Here is a 26410-nt window from a genome sequence, read left to right as displayed (position 1 = left end):
GCGGGGGCTCACGGATTTCCAGAGACAGTCCGGTACAGTTCGGGCAAACTGTCCTGATGCAAGAGGCCGTACAGATTAAGGATTCGGTCGATATTACGGCCGCGGGCGATACGCTGGTCGGGCGGGTCATGGCGACGATCCGGCAGCGGATCGCCGGGCGGACGCTGGCGCCGGGCGCCAAGCTGCCCTCGATCCGCGGCCTCGCCGAGAGCATGGGCGTGTCGAAATCGACGGTGGTCGAGGCCTATGAGCGGCTGGCGGCGGAGGGCGCGATCCAGGCGCGGCGCGGCTCCGGCTTCTATGTCCGGCGCCTGCCGCCGCTCTCGCTCGCCGATGTCGCGCCGAAGCTCGACCGGGCGGTCGATCCGCTCTGGATCTCCCGGCAGTCGCTCGACGCTGGCGCTGACAGTTTGAGGCCCGGCTGCGGCTGGCTGCCGCCGGACTGGATGCCCGAAGCCTCGATCCGCAAGGCGCTGCGCAAGCTCGGCCGGGCGGATGCGGCGACGCTGGCCGAATACGGCACGCCGCTGGGCTTGCCGGCACTGCGCCATCTGCTCGCGCATCGACTTGCCGAGCGCGGCGTCGAGGCTGCGCCCGACCAGATCGTCTTGACCGAGTCCGGCACCCAGGCGATCGACCTCGTCTGCCGCTTCCTGCTCGAGCCCGGCGATACCGTGCTGGTCGACGATCCCTGCTACTTCAATTTTCATGCGCTGTTGCGCGTCCACCGGGTCAAGATCGTCGGTGTGCCCTATACGCCGTCAGGCCCCGATCTTGCCCTGTTCGCGCAGGCGCTGACCGAGCATCGGCCGCGGCTCTACGTCACCAATTGTGCCCTGCATAACCCGACCGGTGCGACGCTCTCGGCCACGACGGCGCATCGCCTGCTGAAGCTCGCCGAGCAAGCAGGGCTGACCATCGTCGAGGACGATATTTTCGGCGATCTCGAACCCGATTTCGCGCCGCGCCTTGCCGGGCTCGACGGGCTGGAACGGGTGATCCAGATCGGCAGCTTCTCGAAGACGCTGTCGGCTTCGGTGCGCTGCGGCTACATCGCTGCAAGGCCGGACTGGGTCGAGGGGCTGACCGATCTCAAGGTCGCGCTCTCCTTCGGCGGTGGGCGGCTCGCAGCCGAGCTGGTGCTCGATATCCTGAAGGACGGTAGCTATCGCCGGCATGTCGAGGCACTGCGCCAGCGGCTGGTGCGGGCGATGGCCGAGACGCGCGGCCGGCTCGCCGCACTCGACATCGAGCCCTGGCTGACGCCGCGCGGCGGGTTGTTCCTGTGGTGCCGCTTGCCTGATGGGCTCGATGCGGGGGAGATCGCGCGGCATGCGCTGGGCGAGGGGGTCGTGCTCGCGCCCGGCAACGCCTTCAGCCTGTCCCGGACGGCCAGGGACTTCATGCGCTTCAACGTGGCGCAGGCCGCCGACCCACGCATCTTCAGCGTGCTGCGCGAGGCGATGCGCGCGGCGGCATCGCACAAGTCTGCGTAGGAAAGGCCCTCATCCTTAGACGCTCCGGTAATCCCGGCCGCCTCTTGCCCCTACCTCGCTTCCATTCGAGATAGGGGTGTGCGTTTGTTTGATCCGTCGATGTCGACTGAAATATCGGACAAGCGGCTTGCATCGCCCTCGCATCTGACATAAAGATATGTTTATATCTTTCACCGAGTTTCGAGGTGCTCGCTGGTGACCCGCCGCTCCCACCATTCGCTGCCGACCTTGCTGGCCTCGCTGCGTGCGGCGGGCGAGGAGACCCGTTTGCGAATCCTGGCGCTGTTGGCGGAAGGCGAGCTCTCGGTCTCCGATCTCACCGACATCCTCGGCCAGTCGCAGCCGCGCATCTCTCGCCATCTCAAGCTGATGGCCGAGGCCGGGCTGCTGCGCCGTTCGCGGGAAGGCGCCTTTGCCTTCTTCAGGCTCGACGACGCGACACCCGGCGGTGCATTGGCGCTGACGCTCGCCCGCGATCTCGATCCTGCCGACCCGGTTCTGGCGGCTGATCGCGAGCGCCTCACCGCGGTGCGTGCATCGCGGGCCGCGGCGGCGCAATCCTATTTCGCCAATGTCGCGCGCGAATGGGACCAGTTGCGCACGCTGCATGTTCCCGATGCCGCCGTGGAAGCCGCGGTCGAGGCCGCCGTCGGCGAGACGCCGTTGCAGGCGCTGCTCGATCTTGGCACCGGCACCGGGCGCATGCTGGAGCGCCTCGCGCCGAAGGCAGCGCGTGCGGTCGGCGTCGATGCCAGCCATGCCATGCTGGCGGTGGCCCGTGCCAATCTGGAGAAGGCGGGGCTGTCGCGGGTCGAGCTCCGGCAGGGCGATATCTACGCGCTGCCCTTCGCGCGCGGCTCCTTCGATCTCGTGATCGTGCACCAGGTGCTGCACTTCCTCGACGATCCCGGCCGCGCTTTGCGCGAGGCGGCGGCGCTGCTCTCGCCCGGTGGCCGGCTGATTCTGGTCGATTTTGCGCCGCACGAGATGGAATTCCTGCGCACCGAGCATGCCCATCGCCGGCTCGGCTTCGAGAAAGACGAGATCGCCGCCTGGTTCGCCGAAGCCGGTCTCGAATGCGATCTCGCCAAAGAGGTCACGGCACCCGACGGGGCTTGCGGCCAGCTCGGCGTCATGCTCTGGCGCGGGCGCGACCGGCGCCTCCAGGGTGATTTTCCGATTCGTCAGTTCGATCGTGAGGTTGCGTGATGAACGCTTTCCGCCCCAGCCGCCACGGCTCGCGCCGTCCGCGCGTCTCCTTCGAGTTCTTCCCGCCGAAGAACGAGGAGATGGAGGTCAATCTCTGGGACAGCGTGCGCCGGCTGGAGCCGCTCGGTCCGGCGTTCGTCTCGGTGACCTATGGCGCCGGCGGCTCGACCCGCGAGCGCACCCACAACACCGTCAAGCGCATGATCGACGAGACGGCCTTGAAGCCGGCGGCGCATCTGACCTGCGTCTCCGCCTCCTGCGCCGAGGTCGACGACGTCATCCGCTCCTATTGGGCGGCGGGCGTGCGCCATATCGTGGCGCTGCGCGGCGACCCGGCCGGCGGGCTCGGCACCACCTATGAGCCGCATCCCGAGGGCTATCACCAGACCTCCGACCTGGTCGAAGGCATCCGCAAGATCGGCGAGTTCGAGGTCACCGTCTCGGCCTACCCGGAAAAGCACCCGGAGGCGGCTTCGCTCGATGCCGACATCGATGCGCTGAGGAAGAAGGTCGATGCCGGCGCGACGCGGGCGATCACCCAGTTCTTCTTCGATAACGACGTCTATTTCCGCTATCTCGACAAGGTCCGTGCCAGCGGCATCGATATCCCGATCCTGCCCGGCATCGTGCCGGTGCAGAACTTCAAGCAGACCGCCGGCTTTGCCCGCCGGACCGGGGCGAGTGTGCCGCAATGGCTGGCCGACCGCTTCGAAGGGCTGGAGGACGATGCGGCGACGCGCCGGCTGGTCGCCGCCGCCGTCTGCGCCGAGCAGGTGCTCGACCTGATCGATCGCGGCGTTTCCGACCTGCATTTCTACACGATGAACAAGGCCGACCTGGTCTATGCGATCTGCCATCTCGTCGGCCTGAAGCCGGAGAAGGCGCAGGCGCAGCAGGTTGCGGCGGAGTAGACTGATGTCCGAGTACAAGCCCACCCTCGCCGACGGCACCGAGGTCGAGCGCGCCCTGCGCCAGGCCGCCTCCGAGCGCATCCTGATCCTCGACGGTGCGATGGGGACGCAGATCCAGGACCTGAAGCTGACCGAGGCGGACTTCCGCGGCGAGCGCTTCAAGGGCTGGAACCACGACCTCAAGGGCAATAACGACCTGATCGCGCTGACGATGCCGGATGCATTGCGCGACATCCACCTGGCCTATTACCGGGCCGGCGCCGACGTCGTCGAGACCAACACCTTCTCCGGCACCTCGATCGCCCAGGCCGATTACGGCATGGAGGCGATCGTCTATGAGCTCAACGTCGAGTGCGCCCGGATCGCGCGCGAGGCGGCGGAGATCGCCCGCAAGGAGGACGGCCGCCGCCGCTTCGTCGCCGGCGCGATCGGCCCGACCAACCGCACGCTCTCTATCTCGCCCGACGTCAACAATCCCGGCTTTCGCGCCGTCACCTTCGACCAGGTGCGCGATGCTTACGCCGAGCAGGTGCGTGGCCTGATCGATGGCGGCTCGGAGCTGCTGCTGATCGAGACGATCTTCGACACGCTCAACGCCAAGGCCGCGATCGTCGCGATCCAGGAGGTCTTCCGCGAGAAGGCGATGAAGCTGCCGGTGATGATCTCCGGCACGATCACCGATCTCTCCGGCCGCACGCTCTCGGGCCAGACGGTCGAAGCCTTCTGGAACGCGGTGCGCCATGCAAATCCGCTGACGATCGGCCTCAACTGCGCGCTGGGCGCCCGCGAGATGCGTGCCCATATCAAGGACATGTCGCGCGTCGCCGGCACCCTGGTCTGCGCCTATCCCAATGCCGGCCTGCCCAACGAGTTCGGCCTCTATGACGAGCGGCCGGAAGCGACCGCCAAGATGCTGGCCGAGTTCGCCGATGCCGGCTTCGTCAACATGGTCGGCGGCTGCTGCGGCACGACGCCCGGCCATATCCGCGCGATCGCCGAGGCCGTCGCCGGCAAGGCGCCGCGCGCCATTCCGGAGCCGAAGCCCTATCTCAGGCTCGCCGGCCTCGAGCCGTTCACGCTCGACGAGACGATTCCCTTCGTGAACGTCGGCGAGCGCACCAACGTCACCGGCTCGGCCAAGTTCCGCAAGCTGGTCACCAATGGCGACTATGCCGCGGCGCTTGATGTGGCGCGCGACCAGGTCGCCAATGGCGCGCAGGTCATCGACATCAACATGGACGAGGGCCTGCTCGATTCCGAGAAGGCGATGACCGAGTTCTGCAACCTGATCGCCTCGGAGCCGGATATCTCCCGCGTGCCGATCATGGTCGACTCCTCGAAGTTCCATGTCATCGAGGCCGGCCTCAAGACGATCCAGGGCAAGCCGATCGTCAACTCGATTTCGATGAAGGAGGGCGAAGAGGCCTTCCTCGAGCACGCCCGCATCTGCCGGCAATATGGCGCCGCCGTCGTCGTCATGGCCTTCGACGAGACCGGCCAGGCCGACACCTATCAGCGCAAGATCGAGATCTGCACGCGCGCCTACAAGCTGCTGACCGAGGTCGCGGGCTTCCCGCCCGAGGATATCATCTTCGACCCGAACATCTTCGCAGTCGCGACCGGCATCGAGGAACACGACAACTACGGCAACGACTTCATCAACGCGACCCGCACGATCCGCGAGACGCTGCCGCATGCGCATATCTCCGGCGGTGTCTCGAACCTGTCCTTCTCGTTCCGCGGCAATGAGAAGGTCCGCGAAGCGATGCATTCGGTCTTCCTGTACCATTGCATCAAGGTCGGGATGGATATGGGCATCGTGAATGCCGGCCAGCTCGGCTCCTATGATGACCTCGATCCCGAGCTGCGCGAGCTCTGCGAGGACGTCGTCCTCAACCGTCGCAAGGATTCGACTGAGCGACTGCTCGACGCCGCCCCGCGCTTCAAGGGCGATGGCTCACAGGCGGTCTCGGGCAAGGACCTCGCCTGGCGCGAGGGCGACGTGCACGAGCGCCTCAAGCACGCGCTGGTCAACGGCATCACCGAGTTCATCGACCGCGATACGGAAGAGGCGAGGGCGCAGGCCGAGAAGCCGCTGCACGTCATCGAAGGGCCGCTGATGGCCGGCATGAACGTCGTCGGCGACCTGTTCGGCGCCGGCAAGATGTTCCTGCCGCAGGTGGTGAAGTCGGCCCGCGTGATGAAGCAGGCCGTCGCCTACCTCATGCCGTACATGGAAGAGGAAAAGCGCCTCAATGGCGGCGCCGAGCGCCAGGCGGCCGGCAAGGTGCTGATGGCGACGGTGAAGGGCGATGTCCACGACATCGGCAAGAACATCGTCGGCGTCGTGCTCCAGTGCAACAATTACGAGGTGATCGACCTCGGCGTGATGGTGCCGACGCAGAAGATCCTCGACACCGCGCGCAAGGAGAAGGTCGACATCATCGGTCTCTCCGGGCTGATCACGCCATCGCTCGACGAGATGGTCACCGTCGCCTCCGAGATGGAGCGCGAAGGCTTCGACATTCCCCTCCTGATCGGCGGGGCGACGACCAGCCGCGTCCATACCGCGGTGAAAATTCACCCGGCCTATAATCAGGGTCAGGCGGTTTACGTCACCGACGCCTCGCGCGCGGTCGGCGTCGTCTCCAGCCTGCTCTCGCAGGAGCAGAAGGGGCCTTACGTCGACGGCATCCAGGCCGAATACGAGAAGGTCGCCGCCGCCCATCGCCGCTCCGAGGCCGACAAGCAGCGCCTGCCGCTGGCCAAGGCGCGCGCCAACGCCTTCAAGCCGGACTGGGCGAGCTACCAGCCGCCGAAGCCGACTTTCCTCGGCACCCGCGTCTTCCGGACCTATGACATTGCCGATCTCGTGCCGGTGATCGACTGGACGCCGTTCTTCCAGACCTGGGAGCTGAAGGGCCGGTACCCTGCGATCCTCGAAGACGAGAAGCAGGGCGAGGCGGCGCGCGCGCTCTGGGACGATGCGCAGTCGATGCTGAAGCGCATCGTCGAGGAGCGCTGGTTCAACCCGAAGGCGGTGGTCGGCTTCTGGCCGGCGAACGCGGTCGGCGACGATATCCGGCTCTATACCGGCGAGAGCCGGCAGGAGACGCTCGCCACCTTCCACGGCCTGCGCCAGCAGCTCTCCAAGCGCGACGGCAAGCCGAACATGTGCATCTCCGACTTCGTCGCGCCCGAAGGCATCGAGCGGCCCGACTATATCGGCGCCTTCGTCGTGACGGCCGGGGCGGAAGAGGAGCGCATTTCGGAGAAGTTCGCCCGCGACAACGACGACTATCGCTCGATCATGGTCAAGGCGCTGGCCGACCGCTTCGCCGAGGCCTTCGCCGAGCGCATGCACCAGCTGGTGCGCACCGAGTTCTGGGCTTATGCGCCGGACGAGAACCTCTCGAACGAAGACCTGATCCGCGAGGAATACCAGGGCATCCGGCCGGCGCCGGGCTATCCGGCCCAGCCCGACCATACCGAGAAGGCGACCCTGTTCGAGCTGCTCCAGGCCGAGCCGCGCGTCGGCGTCAAGCTGACCGAGAGCTATGCGATGTGGCCGGGCTCATCGGTCTCCGGCCTCTATCTCTCGCATCCTGACGCCTATTACTTCGGCGTCGCCAAGGTCGAGCGCGACCAGGTCGAGGATTACTCGGTCCGCAAGGGCATGGACATCCGCGAGGTCGAGCGCTGGCTGGCGCCGATCCTGAACTACGAGCCGAGCGCCTATGCGGAGGCGGCGGAGTAATCGCCGTCTCCCCGCGACCCCGGCGGGACGAGGCCTGTCATGAGGCCAGGAACTCTTCGGCCGCGAAGCCGACGAAGGCCCGCAATTTCGGCGAGGCGTAGCGGCTGGCGGGCCACATCACGCTGAGCTTGGTCTGCGCCTCGACATAGCTCTCGAGGATGCGGACGAGCGAGCCGCGCCGCAGGTGTTCGGCGACGGACAGGTCGGGAACGCAGGCGATGCCGAGCCCGCTTTCAGCGAGGCCGATCTGCGCTTCGAGCGCGTTCGTCACAACGCTGGGCTGGATCTCGACCTGCGCCGGCTCGCCACCTCTGGACAAGGGCCATTGGTGGAGCTTGCCGGTGTTGGCGTAGCGGTAGACCAGGCAGGCGTGCCGGGCGAGGTCCTCCGGTGTCTCCGGCTTGCCCATCCTGCGGAAATAATCCGGCGAACCGACGATCGCCTGACGGAAATGGCCGAGCGTGCGGGTCATCAGCCGGGAGTCGGCTGGCTCACCGGTGCGGAGCACCACGTCGAAGCCTTCGCCGATGACGTCGACCACTCGGTCGGTGGAATCCAGTTCGAGCTCGATCTGCGGATGGCGCCGCTTGAAGGCTGCGAGCTTGGCCATCGGGATCATGCTCATCGACGGCAGGCTGACGCGCAGCTTGCCCTGTGGCGTCGCCCGGCTGCGCGACAATTCGAGCTCGGCGGCTTCATATTCGCAGAGGATGCGCCGGCAGCGTTCGAGGAACATCGCGCCCTCCGGCGTCAGCGTGACGCTGCGGGTCGAGCGATGGAACAGCCTTGCGCCGAGCCGATCCTCCAGGCGCGCCACGGCCTTGCTGACGGCCGAGGCGGAGATGCCGAGCTTGCGACCGGCTTCCGTGAAACCGTCGGCGTCAGCCGCATGCACAAAGGCAAAGAGCGCTCCGAGACTGTCCATGCGGCGGCCACTCAGTCATGACGGAAATGTCCAAAGTGTCATGAGTTGTGTCCTATTTTTCGCTCAGTGGGAACCAGCTACCTCAAGCGCCAACCCATCTTCAAAGGCGCTATAGCCATGACATCAGTGACGGATACGGTATCGGCAGGCACGAGCGAGGTGCGGCTGCCCCTAGGGGGGCTGCTGGCGCTTGCCATGGCGGCCTTCATCACGCTCCTGACCGAAATCCTGCCATCGGGCCTCCTCCCGCAAATGGCCGCGAGCCTCAGTCAATCCGAGGCGCTCATCGGCCAGCTCGTCACGGCCTATGCGGTTGGCTCGCTGGTCTCAGCCATTCCCCTGACGATCGCGACGCAGAACTGGCGGCGGCGCACGCTGCTGCTGATCGCGATCGGCGGCTTTGCCGTCGTCAACACGGTGACGGCGATCTCCGACAGCTATGCCGTTACGCTGGTCGCCCGTTTCGTCGCGGGCATGAGCGCGGGGCTGCTCTGGGCGCTGGCGGCCGGCTATGCCGCGCGCATGGTGCCCGACCATCTGCAGGGTCGCGCGATCGCCATCGCGATGGTCGGAGCGCCGCTCGCCCTCTCGCTCGGCATTCCGACGGGAACCTTCCTCGGCACGCTTCTGGGCTGGCGCTGGACCTTCGGCGTGATGAGCGGGCTGACGGTGCTGCTGGTCTTCTGGGTTCTGGCCAGCGTGCCCGATTTTCCCGGCCAGAAGCGGGGGCAGGAGTTCGGGCTGAAGGCGGTCTTCACGCTGCCGGGCGTCCGGCCGGTCCTGTTCGTGGTCTTCGCCTATGTGCTCGCCCACAACACCCTCTACACCTATATCGCGCCCTTCCTCGAGCCGGCCGGCCTCAAGAACCGCACCGATGTCGTGCTGCTGGTCTTCGGCCTGGCGTCGCTGCTGGGCATCTGGATCACGGGCGCCCTGATCGATCGCTGGCTTCGCGAACTGGTTCTTGCGAGCGTCGCACTGTTCGGCTTCTCGGCATTGGCGCTCGGAATCGCAGGCACGGTGCCCTCGGTGATTTATGGCGCCGTCGCCGTCTGGGGGCTGGCCTTCGGCGGGGCCGGGACGCTGTTCCAGACCGCGTCCGCCAAGGCGGCGGGCCATGCGGCTGATGTCGCGCAGTCGATGCTGGTGACGACATGGAATCTCGCCATCGCCGGTGGCGGCATCGTCGGCGGATTGCTGCTGAGCGGGTTCGGCGTCGCGCCTTTCCCTTGGGTGCTGGCGGCGTTGCTGGTCGCGACATTCATGGTCGCGTGGGGCGCGAAGAGCCATGGCTTCCGCGCCGCCGCGACCAGATAAGACATTGCCAATGACAGGCTGTGCGTATTCGGATCTTGCCCGATACGGCACGGCCTGGCTGTCGCTTCAATTGGGGCGCCCGTTGCCTACCCGCCGCAGCGCTGTGCCAGCACGGCAAAGCCCTTCTGCCCGGCGGCCAGCGGGAAGCTCTGCGTCTCGCCCTCGATGCGCAGGGTGAGGCTTTTCCCCTTGCGCAGCACCGACTGGAGCGCGGGCGACAGCGTCGTCGTCGCCTCGAAGTGATTGCCCATCTCGTCGCTGATCAGCTTCATGCCGACATCCGCCTGCCCGCCGCTCGACGAGAACTTGGCGGTCGCGACGGCGTTGTCCTTCATGCCTTCCTTGAAGAAGGGGACCCGCACGGTCAGGCTCTTGCTGGCGAAATCGCAGGAGAAGAACAGGCGCTGGTCGTCTGTCTGCGGCATCTCATAGGCGACGACGATGCCTTCGCCATCCTGCCGGACACCCCAGGTCAGGCCGTCATCGGCCCAGGCGGCGGCTGGGAGCGCCAGAGCGGGCGCCAGCAGGAAAATCGCCTTCGACGTCATGATAGCTGTCCTCGTATCGATCGATCGCCGCGCCTTTGGGGCGAGCAGGCGACAATTCGCGCATTGCACCGTCATTGCGGATCGCTCCCCTTCGCCCGCAATCACGACAGAAATTCAGCTGGAACAGCAAACAGGCCGCACGATGGCGGCCTGTCCACAGTCCGATGAGGAGCGGATCGCTCAGGCCGGCACGGCAGCGGCGTCGAAACCGCCGGCCTCCCGGGTCTGCTTGCTCGGCTCTGTCACGGGCACGACACGCGAGACCGAACGGCGCTCTTCATCGATGCGCTCGATCAGGAAGTAGGCGCGTTCGGCCGAGCCGAGCAGCGCCAGGATCGCGCCGCGCTCGACCCAGGGCAGCTCGGCGCCGAGGCGCAGGCAGCGCTCGCGGACGCTCGTCAGGGCGGCGATGCGCGGCTGCGCCTCCGCGGAGACCAGCGGAGCATCCGGCCCGGCCGGCAGGATCGCGCGCATCGCCTCGGCGACCTGATCGATGACGCTGTCGACGATCTGGCGCCCTGGCGCGCCGAAGGGCTGGCGCTCGATGCGGCGGGCGATCTGGTAGAGGGTCTCGCCGAGACTGGCGGTGAAATCCTCTTCCTCGATCAGGCTCGCGACGAGGTCGGCGCGGGCATAGGGCATCTCGGCCGTGAACATGCCGGAGGTGTACGTCCGGATGTCGCGATTGAGGATGTCGATCGCAGCGTAATGCTCGTCGCTCTTCTCCGGCGCATCGGGCTTGGTGCGAGCGATGTCGAGGAAGAGCTGCGCGGCCTGGAGATAGCGGCCGGTCTCCTTCTGGATGTTGGCGACGGCATGGGCGTGATCGGTGGCCTTGGCGAGGAAGCGCGGCGCCGAATAGTCCTCGATCTCGTCCGTCGCCGTGGCGCCGACCTTCATCAGGACGCGCTCGAAGACGCCGACGAAGGGGAAGAGCAGGACGGTGTTGAAGATGTTGAAGAAGGTCGAATAGAGGCCGATCGCGACCGGGATGAGCGGGAAGGTTTCCTTGCCGTCCTTGACGACCGCAACGCCCGGATCGCCGCCGAACCACTGCATCGCCCAGGTCAGCACGTCCATGGAAACGAAGAACAGCGGTATCGTGATGGCGACGCCGATGATGTTGAAGGAGATATGGGCGTAAGCCGCGCGCTTGGCGTTCTTGGTCAGGTTGAGCGAGGCCATCCACGAGGTGATGGTGGTGCCGAGATCGGCGCCGAGCGAGAAGGCGACCGCGGTCTTCCAATCGAGGATGCCGGCGGCGCCGAGGCCCATGACGATGCCGATCGTCGCCGAGGAGGAGTGGATCATCGCGGTGATGCCGGCGGCGATCAGCACGCAGTAGAGCAGGCCGAGATAGGTGTCGGCCTTCAGCGAGGAGATGACGCCCATCACCTCCGGCATGTTGCGCAGGGGGCGCAGGCCGCCGGTCATCAGGTTGAGGCCGTAGAAGATCAGCGCGAAGCCCATGCAGGCGAGCGCAATGTTCTTCACCTTGTCGGTCTTGGCGAAGATGTGGATCAGCGCGAAGATGCCGGCGAGCAGCAGGCCCAGCGGGCCAAGCGGCAGCGCGATCAGGCCGTTGCCGAGCGTCGTGCCGATATTGGCGCCCATGATCACGCTGATCGCCGGCCGCAGGCCGATCACACCGGCGTTGACGAGGCCGACGACCATGACGGTCATCGCGGTCGAGGACTGGATGATGCCGGTGATGAAGGTGCCGGCGAGGACGCCCTTGGCCGGTGTGCCGGCGATCCTGGCGAGCAGCGCCCGCATCTTGTTGACGGCGAGATTCTGGATGCCGTTGCTCATGAATTCGAGGCCGAGCATGAAGATGCCCAGGCCGCCGATCACAGGCACGATCACCTGCGTGAAGATGTCGACTTGCATGCTCTCGACTCCGACAAATGTGCGCGGTCGCGTCTACCCCCGGGTCGAGGCGTCACGGCAAGCGGCAACAGGCGCGCCCGGCAATGGACGTGCGTGCTTCTCCGTGCCGGCCCCCACCTGGCCAGCGGAGTCCTTAGGCAGGTCGTACGACGTTTGGGTGACTGTGCGTCACAAGGCTGGCGAGCAATCGACGGGCCGCCGGCGTCGATATCCGCCGACGGCCGCGTCTCTCGGCCGTTCAGGTTGCCGCGGAGTCGAGGTCGAAATGGAAGACCTTGGCGATCAACCGCCAGCGCCCATCGAGCCTGATGAAGCTGAGGAGGTCGGTGAAGCGCTTTAGACCGATGGCGCATTCGACGCGGGCCAGCGCGGTGACCGGACCGGCGAATTCGATCGAGAGGATGCGGTCGCGCCGGGGCTCGCCGCGGCTTGCCGGCGAGGGCCGCTTCGCTACCATCGGCAGGTACTGATCCATGGTGAGATGGGTCAGGCTGCCCTCCGTCCCGCAGGCATAGATCGCCTGCGGGTGGAAAAGCTGGCCGAGCTTGTCGGCGTCGCTGTGATGGAGACCGTCGAAATAGTCGCCGAGCGCAGCGACGATCTCTGTGAAACGCGGATCGACGCTCACTGGAGCAGGCCTTCGGCCCGCATCGCTTCCTGCACACTGGCGCGGGCGCCGATCCGCGCCATGAAGGCGCGCAGCTTCGGGAAGGCGTCGAGCGGAACGCTGCGGCTGTCCGACCAGTTGACGATGGTGAAGAGATAGCCGTCGGCGACGGTGAAGTGCTCGCCGAGAAGGTGGCTGCGGCCGTCGGCGAGGATGTTCTCGATATAGCCGAGCTTTTTGGCCACACGGGCCCGCGCCGCCGTCTTGCCGTCCTCGCTCGTGTCGGGGAGGAAGAGCGGCGTGTAGGCCTTGTGCAACTCGCTGCCGATGAAGTTCATGATCTCCTCGAGCCGGATGCGCTCGAAGCTGCCGGGCTTCGGAGCGAGAGCGGCGTCCGGAGCGAGATCGGCGATATAGCGGGCGATGACCGCGCCCTCCGTGAGGACAGTGCCGTCGTCGAATTGCAGCGCCGGGACATAGCCTTTCGGACTGACGGCGGCATAGTCGGCGCCGGTCTCGGTCCGGCCGGCAAGGAGATCGACCTTCTCGAGGGTCACGGGCAGGCCGGCCTCGCGCAGGGCGATATGGGGCGAGAGCGAGCAGGCGCCCGGGGCATAGTAGAGCTTCACGGCAATTTCCTCATCCGCGTTGACGAATGGCGGAGAGCTAGGCCGATGCAGTTACCTCTGTATACGGGGTAACTTGTTGTAACTGCGTTTTCCGGTATCCTCTCGGTAACCGGAGAGCTGACCGCAATGGCTTTGAAACTCAGGAAGAATCGCGCCGCGGCGCAGCCCGAGACCTGCAATGTCGGCGCCTGCATGCAGGTGCTCGGCGGGGCCTGGACGCCGAACGTGATCTGGTTCCTGTCAGGCGGGCCGCGCCGCTTCGGTGAGCTGCGCCGCGACATGCCGGTGATCTCGGCCAAGATGCTGAGCGCGCGTTTGCGAGCACTCGAGGAAAAGGGCGTCGTCCGGCGCAAGGTGGTGCCGACCACGCCGCCCTCGACCGAGTACGCCTTGACCGAGCTCGGGCAGGAATACGTGCCCGCGATCCTGGCAATCGCCGAGGTCGGCGCCAAGCTGAAGGCACAAGCCGTCGCGCGGGCGCAAGCGGCCTAGGCGCCAGAGTTTCAGCCCTTCGCGGCTGCTTCCAGCGCGGCGATATCGAGCTTGACCATCTTCAGCATCGCCTCGGCGACGCGCCTGGCCTTAGCGCGATCGGGGTCCCGCGTCAGCTCGCCCAGCCGCTTCGGCGCGATCTGCCAGGACAGGCCCCAGCGATCCCTGAGCCAGCCGCACTGCTCGAACTTGCCGCCCTCGCCGAGCGCCTCCCAGAGCCGGTCGATCTCGGCCTGCGTCTCGCATTCCACGAAGATCGAGAAGGTGTGGTTGAAGGTGTCGGAGCGCCAGGCCTCGAACGCCTGGTAGCGCTGGCCACCGATGGTGAAGGCGGCGATCTTGACGCTGCCGGCCGGCCCGCTTGGCGATTCCGCCGGCAGGGCGCTGGTCCATTCCAGCGCCGAGTTCGGGATCAGCGACGTATAGAGGCCGATCGCGGCCTCCATGTCCTTATCGAACCAGAGATTCTGGGTGACCTTCATCGCCATGCTCCTTGCTGCGTCATCAGACCGGATGTCGGCCTGTCGTCTCAAGGACGAAAGAGGGGCGAGGGTTCCGACAGACGGCGTTCGTTTTGTGAAGGGAGCATTGGCCGGGAGAGCGGCCCCGCTTCGCAGCGAGGCCGCCATGTCTCACCAGCGATCGTAGCGGGGGCGACCATAGCCGTCGCCATATCCGCGTCGATAACCATAGCCGCCGCCGTAACCACGTCCGTAGCCGCGCCCATAATCGCCGCCGTAATCGCGTCGGTAGCCACCACCGCGTCCGTAGCGCTGGCGATCGAGATTGTCCTGGATGATCTGCATCCGCCGCAGCTTCGCAGCGCTGGCGCTGAATTCGGCCGGCAGCTTGTCGAGCTGCTGCGCGATCGTGGGCGCAAGCGCTCCGTCATGATGAGCGGAGGGCGCGGCACTGACCGCGGTGATCGAGCCCATGAACAGGGCTGCTGCGATCACGAGATGTCGCATGAGGTGTCTCCTGGTTTAGCTGAGGCGATCATCGCACTTGCAATGGCAACGCCGCCTGAACGGAAATGTTCGCTCGCGTTCAGCGAGCGCGGGCCTCTGCTTCAGGCGCGACACGAGATCGTCAGCCGGAACTGTCCCGCCGGCGAAGGTTGGTCAAAGAAGGTTGCGGAGAGGTTGCCGCAGCTGCGGTGCGAGTTCGGCGCATGCGGCGCTGCGGGGCGGGACGCCGTAATGTCAGCTTCGGGTCGTTAGCTGCCCTCCCGATAGATCGAGGGGCCGTCCGGAATTCCAGGCTCGAACGAGATCAATACGCGCTTGGCACGAATGACGCCGTCTAGCCCGTAACAAGGCTCGAGCTCGATTTCTATGTCTTCGGGCGACTGTGGATGCGAGTAGTAGTTCGCGCGGCCGCGGTCTGTTGCGCGTTGCAGCATCAAGCCTCCGATGACGTTCTGGTGGCTGAAACCATCAAGCTGAAGGTCCATGATGTCTTCCATCGCGAACGTGACGATGGCGTGCTTGTCGAACACGAGGTCGTTGCCCAAATCGGCTTGGTAATTCGCGACAAATCCGTGGACGCGAAGCGTACTCACGCCCCAGCGACGCAAATCTAAGCTCACGATCTCCGCGTCGTGAAAGCTAGGAACCTCTCCGAACCAGCGGAGCAGTTCCGGACCACCGGGCACTTCGCGGTAGATGTTCGGGAACTGATCGTATGCCATGCCGCCCATCAGGTCATCGATCAGCGATGTCTGCAAGGGGGCGAAAGCCGACGCCCCGCCCAGCCGCCCGCCCGCTCAGACCACGTGCATCTCGCCGGCGCTGACCATCGCCACGTCGCCGGCGACCTCCACGGGGTCGCCGAACAGGCGCAGGCAGTTGCGGCCGGCGGCCTTGGCGACGTAGAGCGCCGAATCCGCCTCGGCGAAGCGCCGCTCGGGATCGTGCAGCAGGCCTGGCCGCAGGATGGTGGCGCCGATCGAGGCGCTGACCTCGATGGTCGTTCCGCGCCAGGAGACCGGGCGCGACAGCGCCGCTTGCGCCTGTTCCAGCCGGTGGAGGAGATAGGGGCGACCGGCGGCCGAGCAGAGCAGCAGGCCGAATTCGTCGCCGCCGATGCGGGCGATGATCGCGGCGTCGCTGAGCGCGCTTTCCAGCCGCATGGCGATCTGGCGCAGGCATTCGTCGCCGGCGGCATGGCCGAGGCGATCGTTGATCGGCTTGAGGTTGTCGAGATCGACGATGGCGAGCAGGCCGAGCGCGCAGGCGTCGCCGGTGTGGCGGCGTAGGTCCGAGAGCTGCATCTCGAAGGCGCGGCGGTTGGCGAGGCCGGTCAGCGGGTCGCTGTAGGCGAGCCGGCGCAGGCCCATCCACATGTCCTTCTCGCCGGTGATGTCCTGCTTGGCACCGTGAATGCGGGCCGGCCGGCCGTGCTCATGCGTGACCGAGGCGGAGAGGCGCATCCAGCGCTCGGCGCCGGTGGTGGTACAGATGCGGGCGTCCATGACGAAGCCCTGGCCGCTGGTGATCAGCCGGCTGCGCAGGCGTTCCATCTCGGCGCGGGACTCGTCATGGTAAAGTTCGACGATCGAGCGGCGGTTGATCGCGCAGCCGCGTTGCAGGCCGAACAAGTCGTAGATGCCGTCGGTCCAGCTCAGGCGCGTATCGGCGAGCCGACATTCCCAGGCGCCGATGCAGGCCATCAGCGCTGCTTGATCGTAGAGGCGTCTGGCTTCGGCATCCGAGAGCGGCATACGGCGGCCCTTAGCCTTGCGTCGGTGATGTGAGCAACGTCCGCGACGCTAGGGCCGAAGAGTTAATGAAGCTTGCCGCTCATTCGGGCCGGGATCGCCGCAGACCAGCTGATCAGGCGGTCCGCGCGTCCTGCGTCAGCGCGAGCAGGTCGCGCAGCGTCGTGATGGTTGAGCCATCCGCGACGCCGTCGACCTTATCCGGCCGCCAATGGCGCTGGAAGGCGGCGACCACCGCCTCGAAGCGCTCGTCATAGGTGCCGTCGACCGAAACACCGTAGCCGAGCATGGCGAACATCGCCTGCAGCGCCTCGACCGGCGGGCCAGCATCGCCGCGGGCGAAGAAGCGCCCGCCCTTGATCGGCGCCGGCTCGATCCAGAGGCCGACGCCGCCTTCGGCGAAGCGGCGCCAGGGGAATTTCTCGCCCGGATCGATCTTGCGGCCCGGCGCAATATCGGAGTGGGCGAGCACGCGCTCAGGCGGGATCTGCCAGCGCTCGCAGGTGTCGCGGCAGAGGTTCAGCGTCGCGGCGAGCTGAGCCTCGGGAAAGTCGGGCAGGCCGGCGGGGTGGCCGGGATGGGCGATCTCGATGCCGATCGAGGCGGAGTTCAGGTCGGTCTCGCCGGCCCAATGCGAGGCGCCGGCATGCCAGGCGCGGCGCTCTTCCGGCACGAGCTGGAGGGTGTGGCCGTTCTCGAAGACGAAATAATGCGAGGAGACCTGCGAAGCCGGATTGCACAGCCACTGCAGCGCCTCGCCGGCATCGGGCATGCCGGTGTAGTGCAGGATCAGCGTGTCAGGCCGCCGACCTGTCGAGCCGTCGCGGAACTTGCGCTCGCCATGATTGGGCGAGGGGAAGACCTTGGCGGCGAAGCGGCTGTCGGGTTCGAGGGTAAGGCTCACGCCGGCTCGGGCTCCTTACGGCCGATGCCGCGTTCCTTCTCGATCGCGTCCCAGGCGGCGTTGATGGCGGCGAGGCGGCGCGTCGCGATGCAGACCGCCTCTTCCGGCAGGCCACGGGCGATCTCGCGATCCGGATGGTTTTCCAGGACGAGCCGGCGATGCAGCTGCTTCAACTCGCCATCGCTCATCTCGCGGGTGGCGCCGAGCACGAGATAGGGGTCGTCGCGGCGGCGCACGTGACGCGCTTCGATGCGGGCGAAGCCGGCCTCGTCGATGGCGAAGATCATCGCGACATCATGCAGATAGGCGTGCTCGCGCTCATGGATCGCGCCGTCGGCGGCGGCGATCAGGAAGAGACCGTCGAGCACGTCCTCCAGCAAGGCCGGCTCGTCGCGGAAGGCCTCGGCGATCTGCTGGGCATAGGCCTCGAAGCCGTCGCTGGTCTGCTTGGCAAGGTCGAACAGGCGCTCGACATGCGCCCTCTGCTCCTCGGGCACCTCGACGATGCGCTCGAAGGCGGCGATTTCCTCACGTGTCACCACCCCGTCGGCGCGCGCCATCTTGGCAGCGAGCGCGACCAGGCCGGTGGTGAAGATCAATTGCTTGGGGGCGGGGCCGAAGAGCGCGCCTTCGCGGTCGACCAGGACGTGGCCCGCCAGCGCACCAACGAGCGCGCCGAGCGGCCCCCCCAGGGCGAAGCCGAGGCCGCCGCCGCCCAGAAGCCCCCAGAAAGACGAGGTCATCGTTCATCCAGCCACGGCCGGATCGGCCGCGGCTCCTGCGTAGAATGCGAACGGCTCAGCGGCAATAGAGCCGGCCGTAATAGTCGCGGTAGTAGCCGTACGGGCAGCCGCCATAGCCGTCGTCATAATAGTAGCCGCCGCGGCGATAGGGCGAGGTGGCCGAGCCGACGATGGCGCCACCCACGCCGCCGATCGCGGCGCCGGCGAGCGCACCGCCCGCGCGGCCGGTCGCGAGCCCGCCGATCACGGCACCAGTCGCGGCACCGACCAGGGCGCCGCCGCCGACGCGTTCCTCATGCGGCGTGCAGGCGCCCAGCGCCAGCGCGACGGCCGCCATTGCGATCAACTTCCTCATCTCGTTCCCCCTTCTCGGGTCGTATCCAGCAGAACGGTTTCGGCCGGAGCCGTCTTTTTGCATTGCGACCGGCAATTGCGGTGGCAATGCGGCGATGATTTGACCCGTTGCCATGACTGCGTCAACGCCGGTGAGGATGAATCGTTCCAACGCTCAATACATGATGATTACTGCTTTCGAATCGAGGCTAAAGTAATCACTCTTCCCTTGGAGTCGGTCGAAATTTGTTCGTATCGTCCGGATTGTCGTCACATTCATCTATCATTTCGCCGCACCGTTCTTGGCTCCTGTCGATAGATGAGGCTCCTTCTGCATGATGAAAATCTCTGGTAGCGGCTGCGCCGCCTTCGCGATTTGCCTGGCCTTTCTTCAACCCGCTTTTGCCCAGGTGAACGCCGAGACCGACGCCCGCGCCTTCATCGTGCGAGAGGCTGAAATCAAGCGCCAGGCTGCCGCCGCCGAGCAGGGCCAGGATTCGCGCCAGGCGGCTCCCGAAGCCGCCGAGACCAAGGGCGAGCGCAAGGCGCGCGCCAAGATCGCCAAGGCGAGCTCCGAAGGGCGCAAGCCGCTCGCGGCGCCGGCCGGTTCGGAAGGGCTTCGCGCCATGGTCGCCCGCCATGCCGCCGCCAATGGCGTGCCGTTCGCGCTGGCTGACGCGGTGATCCGCGTCGAGAGCCGTTACAATCCGCGTGCGGCCCATGCCGGCAATTTCGGCCTGATGCAGATCCGCCACCAGACGGCGCGCGGCGTCGGCTATGCCGGCGGCGCTTCCGGGCTGCTCGATGCCGAGACCAATGCCCGCTACGGCATGAAATATCTCGGCCAGGCCTATCGCCTCGCCGGTGGCGACACCTGCCGCACCGTGATGAAGTATCAGAGCGGCCATATGGCCAACCGCATGAACGGCGCCAACCGCACCTATTGCGCCAAGGTGCGCAGCATCTCCGGCAGCGCGCACACCATCTCCGCCAGCAACTGATCCCGTGGTCCGGCAGGTCGCCTTGCGATGCCGGATTCAGCCATCGTTGAAAATCAGGCGCTTGCGTGATTTCCAATGGGCGGAATGCGCAATCCCCTGACGCGATTATGCATGCGCTTGACGGCTCAGGCCTTTCCAGCGCAGAGGGAGCCCGCCAGTCGGCCGGACGGCCGCTCCTGCTTCGGCGGGGGAGGAAAGTCCGGGCTCCACGGAAACACGGTGCCGGATAACGTCCGGCGGGGGCGACCCCAGGGAAAGCGCCACAGAGATCGAACCGCCGCATGCTTCGGCATGCGGTAAGGGTGAAAAGGTGCGGTAAGAGCGCACCGCGGACCCGGCAACGGGGACGGCATGGCAAGCCCCACCGGGAGCAAAACCGAATAGGGACGATGCTCGCCCGCAAGGGAGGAGGGGCCGGTTTCCAGGTCCAGTCGTCCGGGTTGGTTGCTCGAGGCGCGCAGCAATGCGCGTCCCAGAGGAATGGCCGTCACGTCGGGGGCAAGTTCCTGCGGGAGCCTGTTCCCGGCCATCCAAAACCCGGCTTACAGGCCGGCTGGCACCCTCATCGCAGCGAAAAGGGCCGGGAGCGATCCCGGCCCTTTCCTGTTCGCAGCGGCTGCGATCAGAGTGCGTAGCTCCAATCGGCGGGAACGAAGCGGAAGGCCGGGCCGTCCTTCAGCACCTTGCCAAAGCCGGGGAAGGGCATGTGCGCCCCGCTGATCAGCAACCCGTCGGTGGCGGCCATGTCGAGCACGCGCCGGCGCGAGGTTGCCGCCTGCTTGCCGTCGGCGTCGAAGACGAAGGTCACCTCGGGCTGCGCTGTCTGGATCACGACGTTGTGGATGCTGTCGCCGACGAGCAGGAGCTGCTCATTGCCCGATGCGACGCGCAGGATGCTGTGGCCGGGCGTATGCCCAGGCGCATGCTCCAGCGTAAGGCCAGGGGCGACCTCGCCTGCCTTCACCTTTCGGGTCCGGCTCGCATAGGGCGCGAGCGCGTTCCGGGCCGAGGCGAAGAAGGGTTTCACCTCGGCCGGAGCCTGGTTGAGGATGCCGTCATCGTGCCAGAAGGCATGTTCGGTCTCGTTGATGACCAGTTCGGCATTGGCGAAGCGCGCCGTCTTCTGCGCGGTGAGCAGGCCCTCGTGATGGTCGGGATGGGCGTGCGTCAGGATGATCGCGTCGATCTGCTCCGGCGTGATGCCGGCGGTGCGCAGATTGCTCTCGGCCCGGCCCATGGTGTCGCCCATCGCGTTCCACGCTCCGGCGCCGGTGTCGAGCAGATAGGTCTTGTCCCTGGTGTTGATGACGAAGGTGTTGACCGCCGTGGGCAGGCGTTCGCCCTGGCCGGCATTGGCGAGGCTCTGGCGGATCGCGGCGGGGTCGCTGCCACCGAAGACCTTGGTATCGAAGGGAATATAACCGTCGAGGATCGCGGTGATCTCGAGGTCGCCGAGCTTGCGGCGATAGATGCCCGGCACCTGGTTGCCGGTCAGGGGCGCGCGGGCTGAAACGGGGAGGGCGGGCGCGAGCGCAGTGGCCGCGGCCGCTGCGAGGAAATGGCGGCGATCGATCATGGGAGTGTTCCAGAAGCTGAAATTGCGGCTCCGGAAACGATGCCTGCTCAAGGCAGGCCAAATCGTCTCACGACCGGAGGGATGTCCGGCCGTGAGGATCAGATGGGTGGCGTAGGGTCAGGCTGCAACCGTCAGCTGGACGTCGATGTTGCCCCGCGTCGCATCGGAATAGGGGCAGACGATATGGGCCTTCTGAACGAGGTCCTCGAGCTTGGCCTTGTCGATGCCGGGCGCCGAGATCGTCAGCTTGACGGCGATGCCGAAGCCCTTGCCGTCGTCGCGCGGGCCGATGCCGACATCGGCGCTGACGCGGGCGTCGTCCGGGATCTTCACGCTCTCCTTGCCGGCGGCGAACTTGAGCGCGCCGAGGAAGCAGGCGGAATAGCCCATGGCGAAGAGCTGCTCGGGATTGGTGCCCTCGCCACCGCCGCCGCCGAGCTCCTTTGGCGTGTTCAGCACGAGCTTGACGTTGCCGGTGTCGGTCGCGGCCTGGCCTTCGCGGCCACCGGTGGCGGAACCATGGGCGGTGTAAAGGATCTTCATCGCTGCTCTCCTTGCTGGGCGGTCCATCCGCCGCGGTCGATGTGATTTAGATTGTGCACAATTGAATTGTCTGCAATTCACATGTCCGTGAACAGGGCGGCACGTGATGCGATGAAAGAGTATCTTGGGTTCGTTGGAGGGAAGACTATCCCATCGGCGAGTTGTTCCAATCCGATCGGATCGCTTCCCCTTCCTGACGAGTCAGGATGCGCTCAACTGACGGCAGGGCCATGACGAAAAATGCGAAGGCTCCATTGGTACGCGGGCTCGACGAGCAGATCTGCTTTGCAGTCTATTCGGCCGCCCATGCCTTCAACCGGGCCTATCGGCCGTTCCTGGCCGGGCTCGGGCTGACCTATCCGCAATATCTGGTCATGCTGGTGCTGTGGGAGCAGGACGGCCAGAGCGTGAAGGCGATCGGCGACAGGTTGATGCTCGATTCCGGCACGCTGACGCCGCTGCTGAAGCGCCTTGAAGGCAATGGCCTGATCCTGCGCAAGCGCGGCCGCGCGGATGAGCGCCAGGTGCTGGTCGAGTTGACCGAGGCAGGCCGCGCCTTGCGCGAGAAGGCAGGCAGCATGCCCAATCCGGTGCCGTGCGCGGTCGAGGACAGCGGTGTCCCACCGGCTCGTCTGCTCGGTGATGTCCAGGCTCTGCGCGAGGCACTCCTGCGCCGGGCCATGGACGAGGGCTAAGGCCCGGCGGGGCAGGGCGGTAGCTCCAAAAATATTTCTGCGTAGCATGTTCCGGCAGCTGGCCGAGGCGCTGCCGTGAGCTGGCGTTCGTGTGCCAAAAATCCTCGTCTTTACGGATAGTTAACCTTAACGGGCTGTGATGTCCGCAGGCTCGGGTAGACCCGTGTCCACAGCGCTGGATCCGTTGACGCCCATATTGTCCCATGCTATCCCAAATCATCCCGTCGAGACCGACAGGCAAGCATCAGGTCGGAGCCCGTGTGCCGCGCGGATTCTGGCTGACGGCGCCGCCATGTCGGGCTCGGCGGGAGTATCGATTGCCGGCGCGTGCCGGCTCGCTTCGCGCCATCGCGGCGCGGTTGGAAGTCCGACCAGGAGGCGGCGTTGACGGACCGCTTCGTCTCCCATTTCACCAACAAGCTCGATGCCAAGGGGCGGGTCTCGATCCCGGCTCCGTTCCGGGCCGTGCTGGCGAAGGACGGCTACGAGGGGCTTTACGTCTATCCGGCGCTCGATCAGTTCAGTCTCGATTGCGGCGGCCATGCACTCCGCGCGACGATCGACGAGATCCTGTCGCGCTTCTCGCCCTTCTCCGAGGAATGGGAGTCGCTCTCGACGGCGCTGAATGGCACCTCGGAGGTGTTGAAGGTCGATCCGGAAGGGCGGATCATGCTGAGCGAGACGCTGAAGGCGCATGCCGGCATCGGCGATACCGTCACTTTCGTCGGCCAGGGACACAAGTTCCAGATCTGGGAGCCGGAGCGCTTCAAGGCGCATCTCGAGGAGGCCAGGGCGAAGCTGCGCGACGTCCGGCGGACATTGGGCGCGAGGCCGGCATGACCAGCGAGCCGCATATCCCCGTACTGATGGAAGAAGCGCTCGATGCGCTCGCCCTGAAACCCGGAGGCCGCTATCTCGACGGCACCTTCGGGGCCGGCGGCTATTCGCGCGCGCTGCTGGAACGCGAGCCCAAGGCGATGCTGCTGGCGCTCGACCGCGACCCGAGCGCGATCGCCGGCGGCGCTGGCCTCGTCGCTGCAATGAGCGGGCGGCTGACCTTGGCCGAAGCGCGCTTCGGCGCGCTGGCGGAAGAGGCCGAGCGCTTCAATATGGCGCCGCTCGACGGCGTCGTGCTCGATATCGGCGTCTCCTCCATGCAGCTGGATCAGGCCGAGCGCGGCTTTTCCTTCCGTTTCGACGGGCCACTCGACATGCGCATGGCGGCGAGCGGCCAGAGCGCCGCCGAACTCGTCAACGAGGCCGATGAGGGCGTGCTCGCCAACATCATCTATCATTATGGCGAAGAACGGCGTTCGCGCGCCGTGGCGCGCGCCATCGTCGAGGCCAGGCGCAAGGCGCCGATCACGACGACCAAGCAGCTCGCCGATCTCGTTGCCGGCATCGTCCGCGGCGAGCCGGGAGGAGCCCATCCGGCGACGCGGACCTTCCAGGCGTTGCGTATCGCGGTGAACGACGAGCTCTGCGAGCTGGTCCGGGCGCTGCACGGCGCCGAGGCCGTGCTCGCGCCGGGTGGGCGGCTGTCCGTCGTCACCTTCCATTCGCTCGAAGACCGCATCGTCAAGCAGTTCTTCGCCGAGCGTTCGGGCAAGGCGCCGACCGGCTCGCGCCATGCCCCGGCCGTGGCCCAGCCGCAGGCGACGTTCAGCCTCGTCACCAAGGGGCCGGTGGCGCCGTCCGAGGCCGAGAGCAGGGCCAATCCGCGGGCTCGCTCGGCCAAGCTGCGCGCCGCGGAGCGTACCGGCATTCCGCCGCGCGCGCCCGATCCCGATCTCGTCGGCCTCGCCGTCGTCCCTGCGCCGCAAACTCGCCGGAGGAGCTGAGCGTGATCAAGCTCTTGCACATCATCGCCATCGGTGCGCTGGTCTCCTCGGCGCTCTATGCCTACTCGATCAAATACGAGACGACGCTGCAGGCCGAGCAGCTGCAGAAGCTGAAGGCCAAGGCCCAGCGCGAGCGCGAGGCGATCGCGGTGCTGAAGGCCGAGTGGCAGTTCCTCAACCGTCCGGAGCGGCTGCAGGCCCTGGCCGACAAGCATCTCGACCTGCAGACGCTGCAGATCACCCAGATCGTGCGGCTGTCCGACATCCCCAATCGCGGGCCGAAGGTCGATTCGATCGGCCGCAAGCTCGAGGACCTCGGCCTCGGACTGCCGACCGAGACCCCCAGGGACCGCAAGAGCAATACCGCGACGACGCCGGGAGCCCGTCCATGAGCCAGGAGCTCGACCAGCAGGGCGCAGCGCCCGAGATCGCCGCCGCAGCAGTCGCCAAGCCCGAAGCCGTGAAGCGCAAATGGCGCTTCCGCACGGAGTGGCTGCGCGACATCTTCCGGATGAGCGGCGAGAAGAGCGAGCCGCGCGTCGGCCTCGTCATCCTCGGCTTCAGCGGCCTGTTCCTCGCGATCGTTGGCCGGCTCGTCATGCTCGGCGCCTTCCCGAGCGACCAGGTCGGCCTGCGCCGGGCGACCTCGAATGCGATCTCGGCGGCGCGGCCCGACATCCTCGACCGCAACGGCATCCAGCTCGCCACTGACATCCGCACCGTCTCGGTCTTCGCCGAGCCGCGCAACATCCTCGACAAGGATGAGGCGACCGAGCTCCTGACCGCGGTCCTTCCAGATCTCAACGCGAAGGAGCTGCGCGACAAGCTCGGCACCAAGAAGGGCTTCGTCTGGGTCAAGCGCGAGATCACGCCGCGCCAGCAGGCCGAGGTGCACCGGCTCGGCATCCCCGGCGTCGGTTTCGTGCCCGAGAACAAGCGCGTCTATCCGAACGGCAATGTCGCCGCGCATGTGCTCGGCTTCGCCAATGTCGACAATATCGGCATCGCCGGCATCGAGAAGTATATCGACTCGCAAGGCCTCCAGGACCTGAACGGCGCGGGCTTCGCGGTCCAGGCCTCCGACCTCAAGCCGGTGCAGCTCTCGATCGACATGCGCGTCCAGCACCTGCTGCGCGACGAATTGGTCAAGGGCATCGAGAAGTACCGGGCGATCGCGGCGGCCGGTGCCGTCATGGACGTCAACACCGGCGAGATGATCGCGCTGGTCTCGCTGCCCGATTTCGATCCCGGCAACCCGGTCGACGCGCTGGAGAAGGACCGGATCAACCGGATGAATGTCGGCGTCTACGAGATGGGCTCGACCTTCAAGGCGCTGACCATCGCGATGGCGCTCGATTCCGGCAAGGCCAACATCAATTCGAGCTATTCGACCGCCGGCGGCATGATGCGTTTCGGCCGGCAGGTCATCAAGGAATACCACGGCACCGGCCGCACCCTGACCGTGCCGGAAGTGTTCCTGCACTCGTCGAACATGGGCTCGATCAAGATGGCGCTCTCGGTCGGCGTCGAGGGCCACAAGGCCTTCCTCAGGAAGATGATGCAGCTCGACCGCATGACGACCGAGCTGCCGGAAAGCGCCTCGCCGATCGTCCCGCAGCGCTGGGGCGAGATCAATACGGCGACGATCGCCTTCGGCCACGGCCTCGCGGTTGCGCCGATCCAGGCGCTGGCGGCGGTCGGGGCGCTGGTCAACGGCGGCTACCTGATCAGGCCGACCTTCCTGAAGCGCTCCGAGGAGGAGGCCAAGAAGGACGCGATCCGGGTGATCAAGCCGGAGACCTCCGAGGCGATGCGCTTCATCATGCGTATCAACGGCGAGAAGGGCTCGGCCCGATTCGCCGACATTCCTGGCTACTTCGTCGGCGGCAAGACCGGCACGGCCGAGAAGGTCATCAACGGCCGCTACGCCAAGAACAAGAACTTCACCACCTTCACGGCGATCACGCCCTCGGACAAGCCGCGTTATGTCTTCCTCGCCATCTATGACGAGCCGAAGGGCTATGCCGAGAGCGGCGGCTACTCGACCGCGGCCTGGAACGCGGGCAAGACCACCGGCAAGCTGATCGAGCGGGCAGCGCCGATCCTCGGCATGGCGCCGCGCTTCGAGCCGCCGCTGTCGCCGTTCCCGCTGATGGCCAAGCTCGGCGCCTGGGGGGCCAGGTAAGCGAGAGCTGTGCTCGGGCCTGGCCCGGGCTCTCTGGACGGAAGGGAGCTTGATCCTGCATGAGCTTCTCGGGTCTACGTTCCGCTTCG

26 protein-coding genes and 1 other RNA gene are annotated in these 26410 nt (G+C 66.5%); 13 read left to right on the top strand and 14 right to left on the bottom strand.

The features are described from left to right. Nucleotides 1–56 precede the first annotated feature (56 nt). From GV161_RS30680 to metH, 4 genes are all read left to right on the top strand, one after another. Entirely contained in the window at nt 57–1496 is a 1440-nt protein-coding gene (locus GV161_RS30680; protein ID WP_152013041.1) for a PLP-dependent aminotransferase family protein, read from the top strand. Between the two features lie 195 nt (nt 1497–1691). Beyond that, nucleotides 1692–2705, top strand: a complete 1014-nt coding sequence (locus tag GV161_RS30675) for a metalloregulator ArsR/SmtB family transcription factor (protein WP_193219503.1) — start codon at nt 1692–1694, stop codon at nt 2703–2705. Then, nucleotides 2705–3616 carry a methylenetetrahydrofolate reductase [NAD(P)H] gene (gene metF, locus GV161_RS30670; RefSeq protein ID WP_152013039.1) on the top strand — a complete coding sequence of 304 codons (912 nt, stop codon included), beginning with the start codon at nt 2705–2707 and terminating at the stop codon, nt 3614–3616. The genes GV161_RS30675 and metF overlap by 1 nt, the downstream gene beginning before the upstream one ends. Nucleotides 3617–3620: 4 nt before the next feature. After that, nucleotides 3621–7373, top strand: a complete 3753-nt coding sequence (gene metH / locus GV161_RS30665; protein WP_152013038.1) for a methionine synthase — start codon at nt 3621–3623, stop codon at nt 7371–7373. Nucleotides 7374–7410: 37 nt separating this feature from the next. Here metH and GV161_RS30660 read toward each other — a convergent pair whose 3' ends face one another. After that, complete coding sequence (locus GV161_RS30660; RefSeq protein WP_152013037.1) at nt 7411–8298, bottom strand: LysR family transcriptional regulator; 888 nt, start codon at nt 8296–8298, stop codon at nt 7411–7413. 117 nt (nt 8299–8415) lie between these two features. Here GV161_RS30660 and GV161_RS30655 point away from each other — a divergent pair, with 117 nt between their 5' ends. Next, entirely contained in the window at nt 8416–9615 is a 1200-nt protein-coding gene (locus tag GV161_RS30655; RefSeq protein WP_152013036.1) for an MFS transporter, read from the top strand. A gap of 86 nt (nt 9616–9701) precedes the next feature. On the opposite strand, the gene GV161_RS30650 is transcribed toward GV161_RS30655, so the two are convergent. The 4 genes from GV161_RS30650 to gstA all read right to left on the bottom strand — a co-directional run bounded on the left by GV161_RS30650 (nt 9702) and on the right by gstA (nt 13289). Then, complete coding sequence (locus GV161_RS30650) at nt 9702–10163, bottom strand: hypothetical protein (protein WP_152013035.1); 462 nt, start codon at nt 10161–10163, stop codon at nt 9702–9704. A gap of 180 nt (nt 10164–10343) precedes the next feature. Further along, nucleotides 10344–12053 (bottom strand): Na/Pi symporter, encoded by a 1710-nt coding sequence (locus GV161_RS30645; protein ID WP_152013034.1) that lies wholly within the window; start codon nt 12051–12053, stop codon nt 10344–10346. 238 nt (nt 12054–12291) lie between these two features. Further along, nucleotides 12292–12681: a nuclear transport factor 2 family protein gene (locus GV161_RS30640; protein ID WP_152013033.1), complete on the bottom strand. Its 390-nt coding sequence runs from the start codon at nt 12679–12681 to the stop codon at nt 12292–12294. After that, complete coding sequence (gene gstA / locus GV161_RS30635) at nt 12678–13289, bottom strand: glutathione transferase GstA (protein WP_152013032.1); 612 nt, start codon at nt 13287–13289, stop codon at nt 12678–12680. Before gstA ends, GV161_RS30640 begins: the two co-directional genes overlap by 4 nt. Nucleotides 13290–13415: 126 nt before the next feature. On the opposite strand from gstA, the gene GV161_RS30630 reads away from it, so the two are divergent. Further along, nucleotides 13416–13781 (top strand): helix-turn-helix domain-containing protein, encoded by a 366-nt coding sequence (locus GV161_RS30630; protein WP_152013031.1) that lies wholly within the window; start codon nt 13416–13418, stop codon nt 13779–13781. An 11-nt stretch (nt 13782–13792) separates the two neighbouring features. Here GV161_RS30630 and GV161_RS30625 read toward each other — a convergent pair whose 3' ends face one another. From GV161_RS30625 to GV161_RS30595, 7 genes are all read right to left on the bottom strand, one after another. Further along, nucleotides 13793–14263 (bottom strand): VOC family protein, encoded by a 471-nt coding sequence (locus tag GV161_RS30625; protein ID WP_152013030.1) that lies wholly within the window; start codon nt 14261–14263, stop codon nt 13793–13795. Between the two features lie 150 nt (nt 14264–14413). Further along, nucleotides 14414–14749, bottom strand: coding sequence for a hypothetical protein (locus GV161_RS30620; protein WP_152013029.1), 336 nt, complete (start codon nt 14747–14749; stop codon nt 14414–14416). Between the two features lie 248 nt (nt 14750–14997). After that, nucleotides 14998–15507, bottom strand: coding sequence for a hypothetical protein (locus GV161_RS30615; RefSeq protein ID WP_348521232.1), 510 nt, complete (start codon nt 15505–15507; stop codon nt 14998–15000). 39 nt (nt 15508–15546) lie between these two features. Then, entirely contained in the window at nt 15547–16503 is a 957-nt protein-coding gene (locus GV161_RS30610; RefSeq protein WP_152013028.1) for a sensor domain-containing diguanylate cyclase, read from the bottom strand. A gap of 112 nt (nt 16504–16615) precedes the next feature. Next, the gene (locus GV161_RS30605; RefSeq protein WP_152013027.1) at nt 16616–17404 is read right to left on the bottom strand and encodes an N-acetylmuramoyl-L-alanine amidase; all 789 of its coding nucleotides are present in this window, start codon (nt 17402–17404) and stop codon (nt 16616–16618) included. Further along, entirely contained in the window at nt 17401–18147 is a 747-nt protein-coding gene (locus GV161_RS30600) for a TerB family tellurite resistance protein (protein WP_152013026.1), read from the bottom strand. The genes GV161_RS30605 and GV161_RS30600 overlap by 4 nt, the downstream gene beginning before the upstream one ends. A 55-nt stretch (nt 18148–18202) precedes the next feature. After that, nucleotides 18203–18502, bottom strand: coding sequence for a glycine zipper domain-containing protein (locus tag GV161_RS30595; RefSeq protein ID WP_091840392.1), 300 nt, complete (start codon nt 18500–18502; stop codon nt 18203–18205). A 313-nt stretch (nt 18503–18815) separates the two neighbouring features. Between GV161_RS30595 and GV161_RS30590 the strand changes: the two genes are divergently transcribed. Then, a complete protein-coding gene (locus GV161_RS30590; RefSeq protein WP_152013025.1) occupies nt 18816–19481 on the top strand; it encodes a lytic transglycosylase domain-containing protein in 666 nt (221 codons plus the stop codon). Nucleotides 19482–19635: 154 nt separating this feature from the next. Next, an RNA gene (rnpB, locus tag GV161_RS30585) (RNase P RNA component class A) lies at nt 19636–20042 on the top strand. A 61-nt stretch (nt 20043–20103) separates the two neighbouring features. Here the strand turns inward: rnpB and GV161_RS30580 are convergent. Together GV161_RS30580 and GV161_RS30575 are read right to left on the bottom strand one after the other, a co-directional pair. After that, nucleotides 20104–21057 (bottom strand): MBL fold metallo-hydrolase, encoded by a 954-nt coding sequence (locus GV161_RS30580; RefSeq protein ID WP_152013024.1) that lies wholly within the window; start codon nt 21055–21057, stop codon nt 20104–20106. A gap of 117 nt (nt 21058–21174) precedes the next feature. After that, nucleotides 21175–21600: an organic hydroperoxide resistance protein gene (locus GV161_RS30575; protein ID WP_152013023.1), complete on the bottom strand. Its 426-nt coding sequence runs from the start codon at nt 21598–21600 to the stop codon at nt 21175–21177. A gap of 230 nt (nt 21601–21830) precedes the next feature. Between GV161_RS30575 and GV161_RS30570 the strand changes: the two genes are divergently transcribed. From GV161_RS30570 to GV161_RS30550, 5 genes are all read left to right on the top strand, one after another. Continuing rightward, nucleotides 21831–22295, top strand: a complete 465-nt coding sequence (locus GV161_RS30570; protein ID WP_193219502.1) for a MarR family transcriptional regulator — start codon at nt 21831–21833, stop codon at nt 22293–22295. A 384-nt stretch (nt 22296–22679) separates the two neighbouring features. Continuing rightward, nucleotides 22680–23135: a division/cell wall cluster transcriptional repressor MraZ gene (locus GV161_RS30565; RefSeq protein ID WP_152013021.1), complete on the top strand. Its 456-nt coding sequence runs from the start codon at nt 22680–22682 to the stop codon at nt 23133–23135. After that, nucleotides 23132–24136: a 16S rRNA (cytosine(1402)-N(4))-methyltransferase RsmH gene (gene rsmH / locus GV161_RS30560; protein ID WP_152013020.1), complete on the top strand. Its 1005-nt coding sequence runs from the start codon at nt 23132–23134 to the stop codon at nt 24134–24136. The genes GV161_RS30565 and rsmH overlap by 4 nt, the downstream gene beginning before the upstream one ends. A gap of 2 nt (nt 24137–24138) precedes the next feature. Beyond that, on the top strand, nt 24139–24528 hold the full coding sequence (locus tag GV161_RS30555; protein WP_152013019.1) for a hypothetical protein: 390 nt from the start codon (nt 24139–24141) through the stop codon (nt 24526–24528). Continuing rightward, nucleotides 24525–26321 (top strand): penicillin-binding protein 2, encoded by a 1797-nt coding sequence (locus GV161_RS30550; RefSeq protein WP_152013018.1) that lies wholly within the window; start codon nt 24525–24527, stop codon nt 26319–26321. The genes GV161_RS30555 and GV161_RS30550 overlap by 4 nt, the downstream gene beginning before the upstream one ends. Nucleotides 26322–26410 lie beyond the last annotated feature (89 nt).

Source organism: Bosea sp. 29B (assembly GCF_902506165.1).
Lineage (GTDB): Bacteria > Pseudomonadota > Alphaproteobacteria > Rhizobiales > Beijerinckiaceae > Allobosea.
This window is presented reverse-complemented; position numbering and strand designations above follow the sequence as displayed.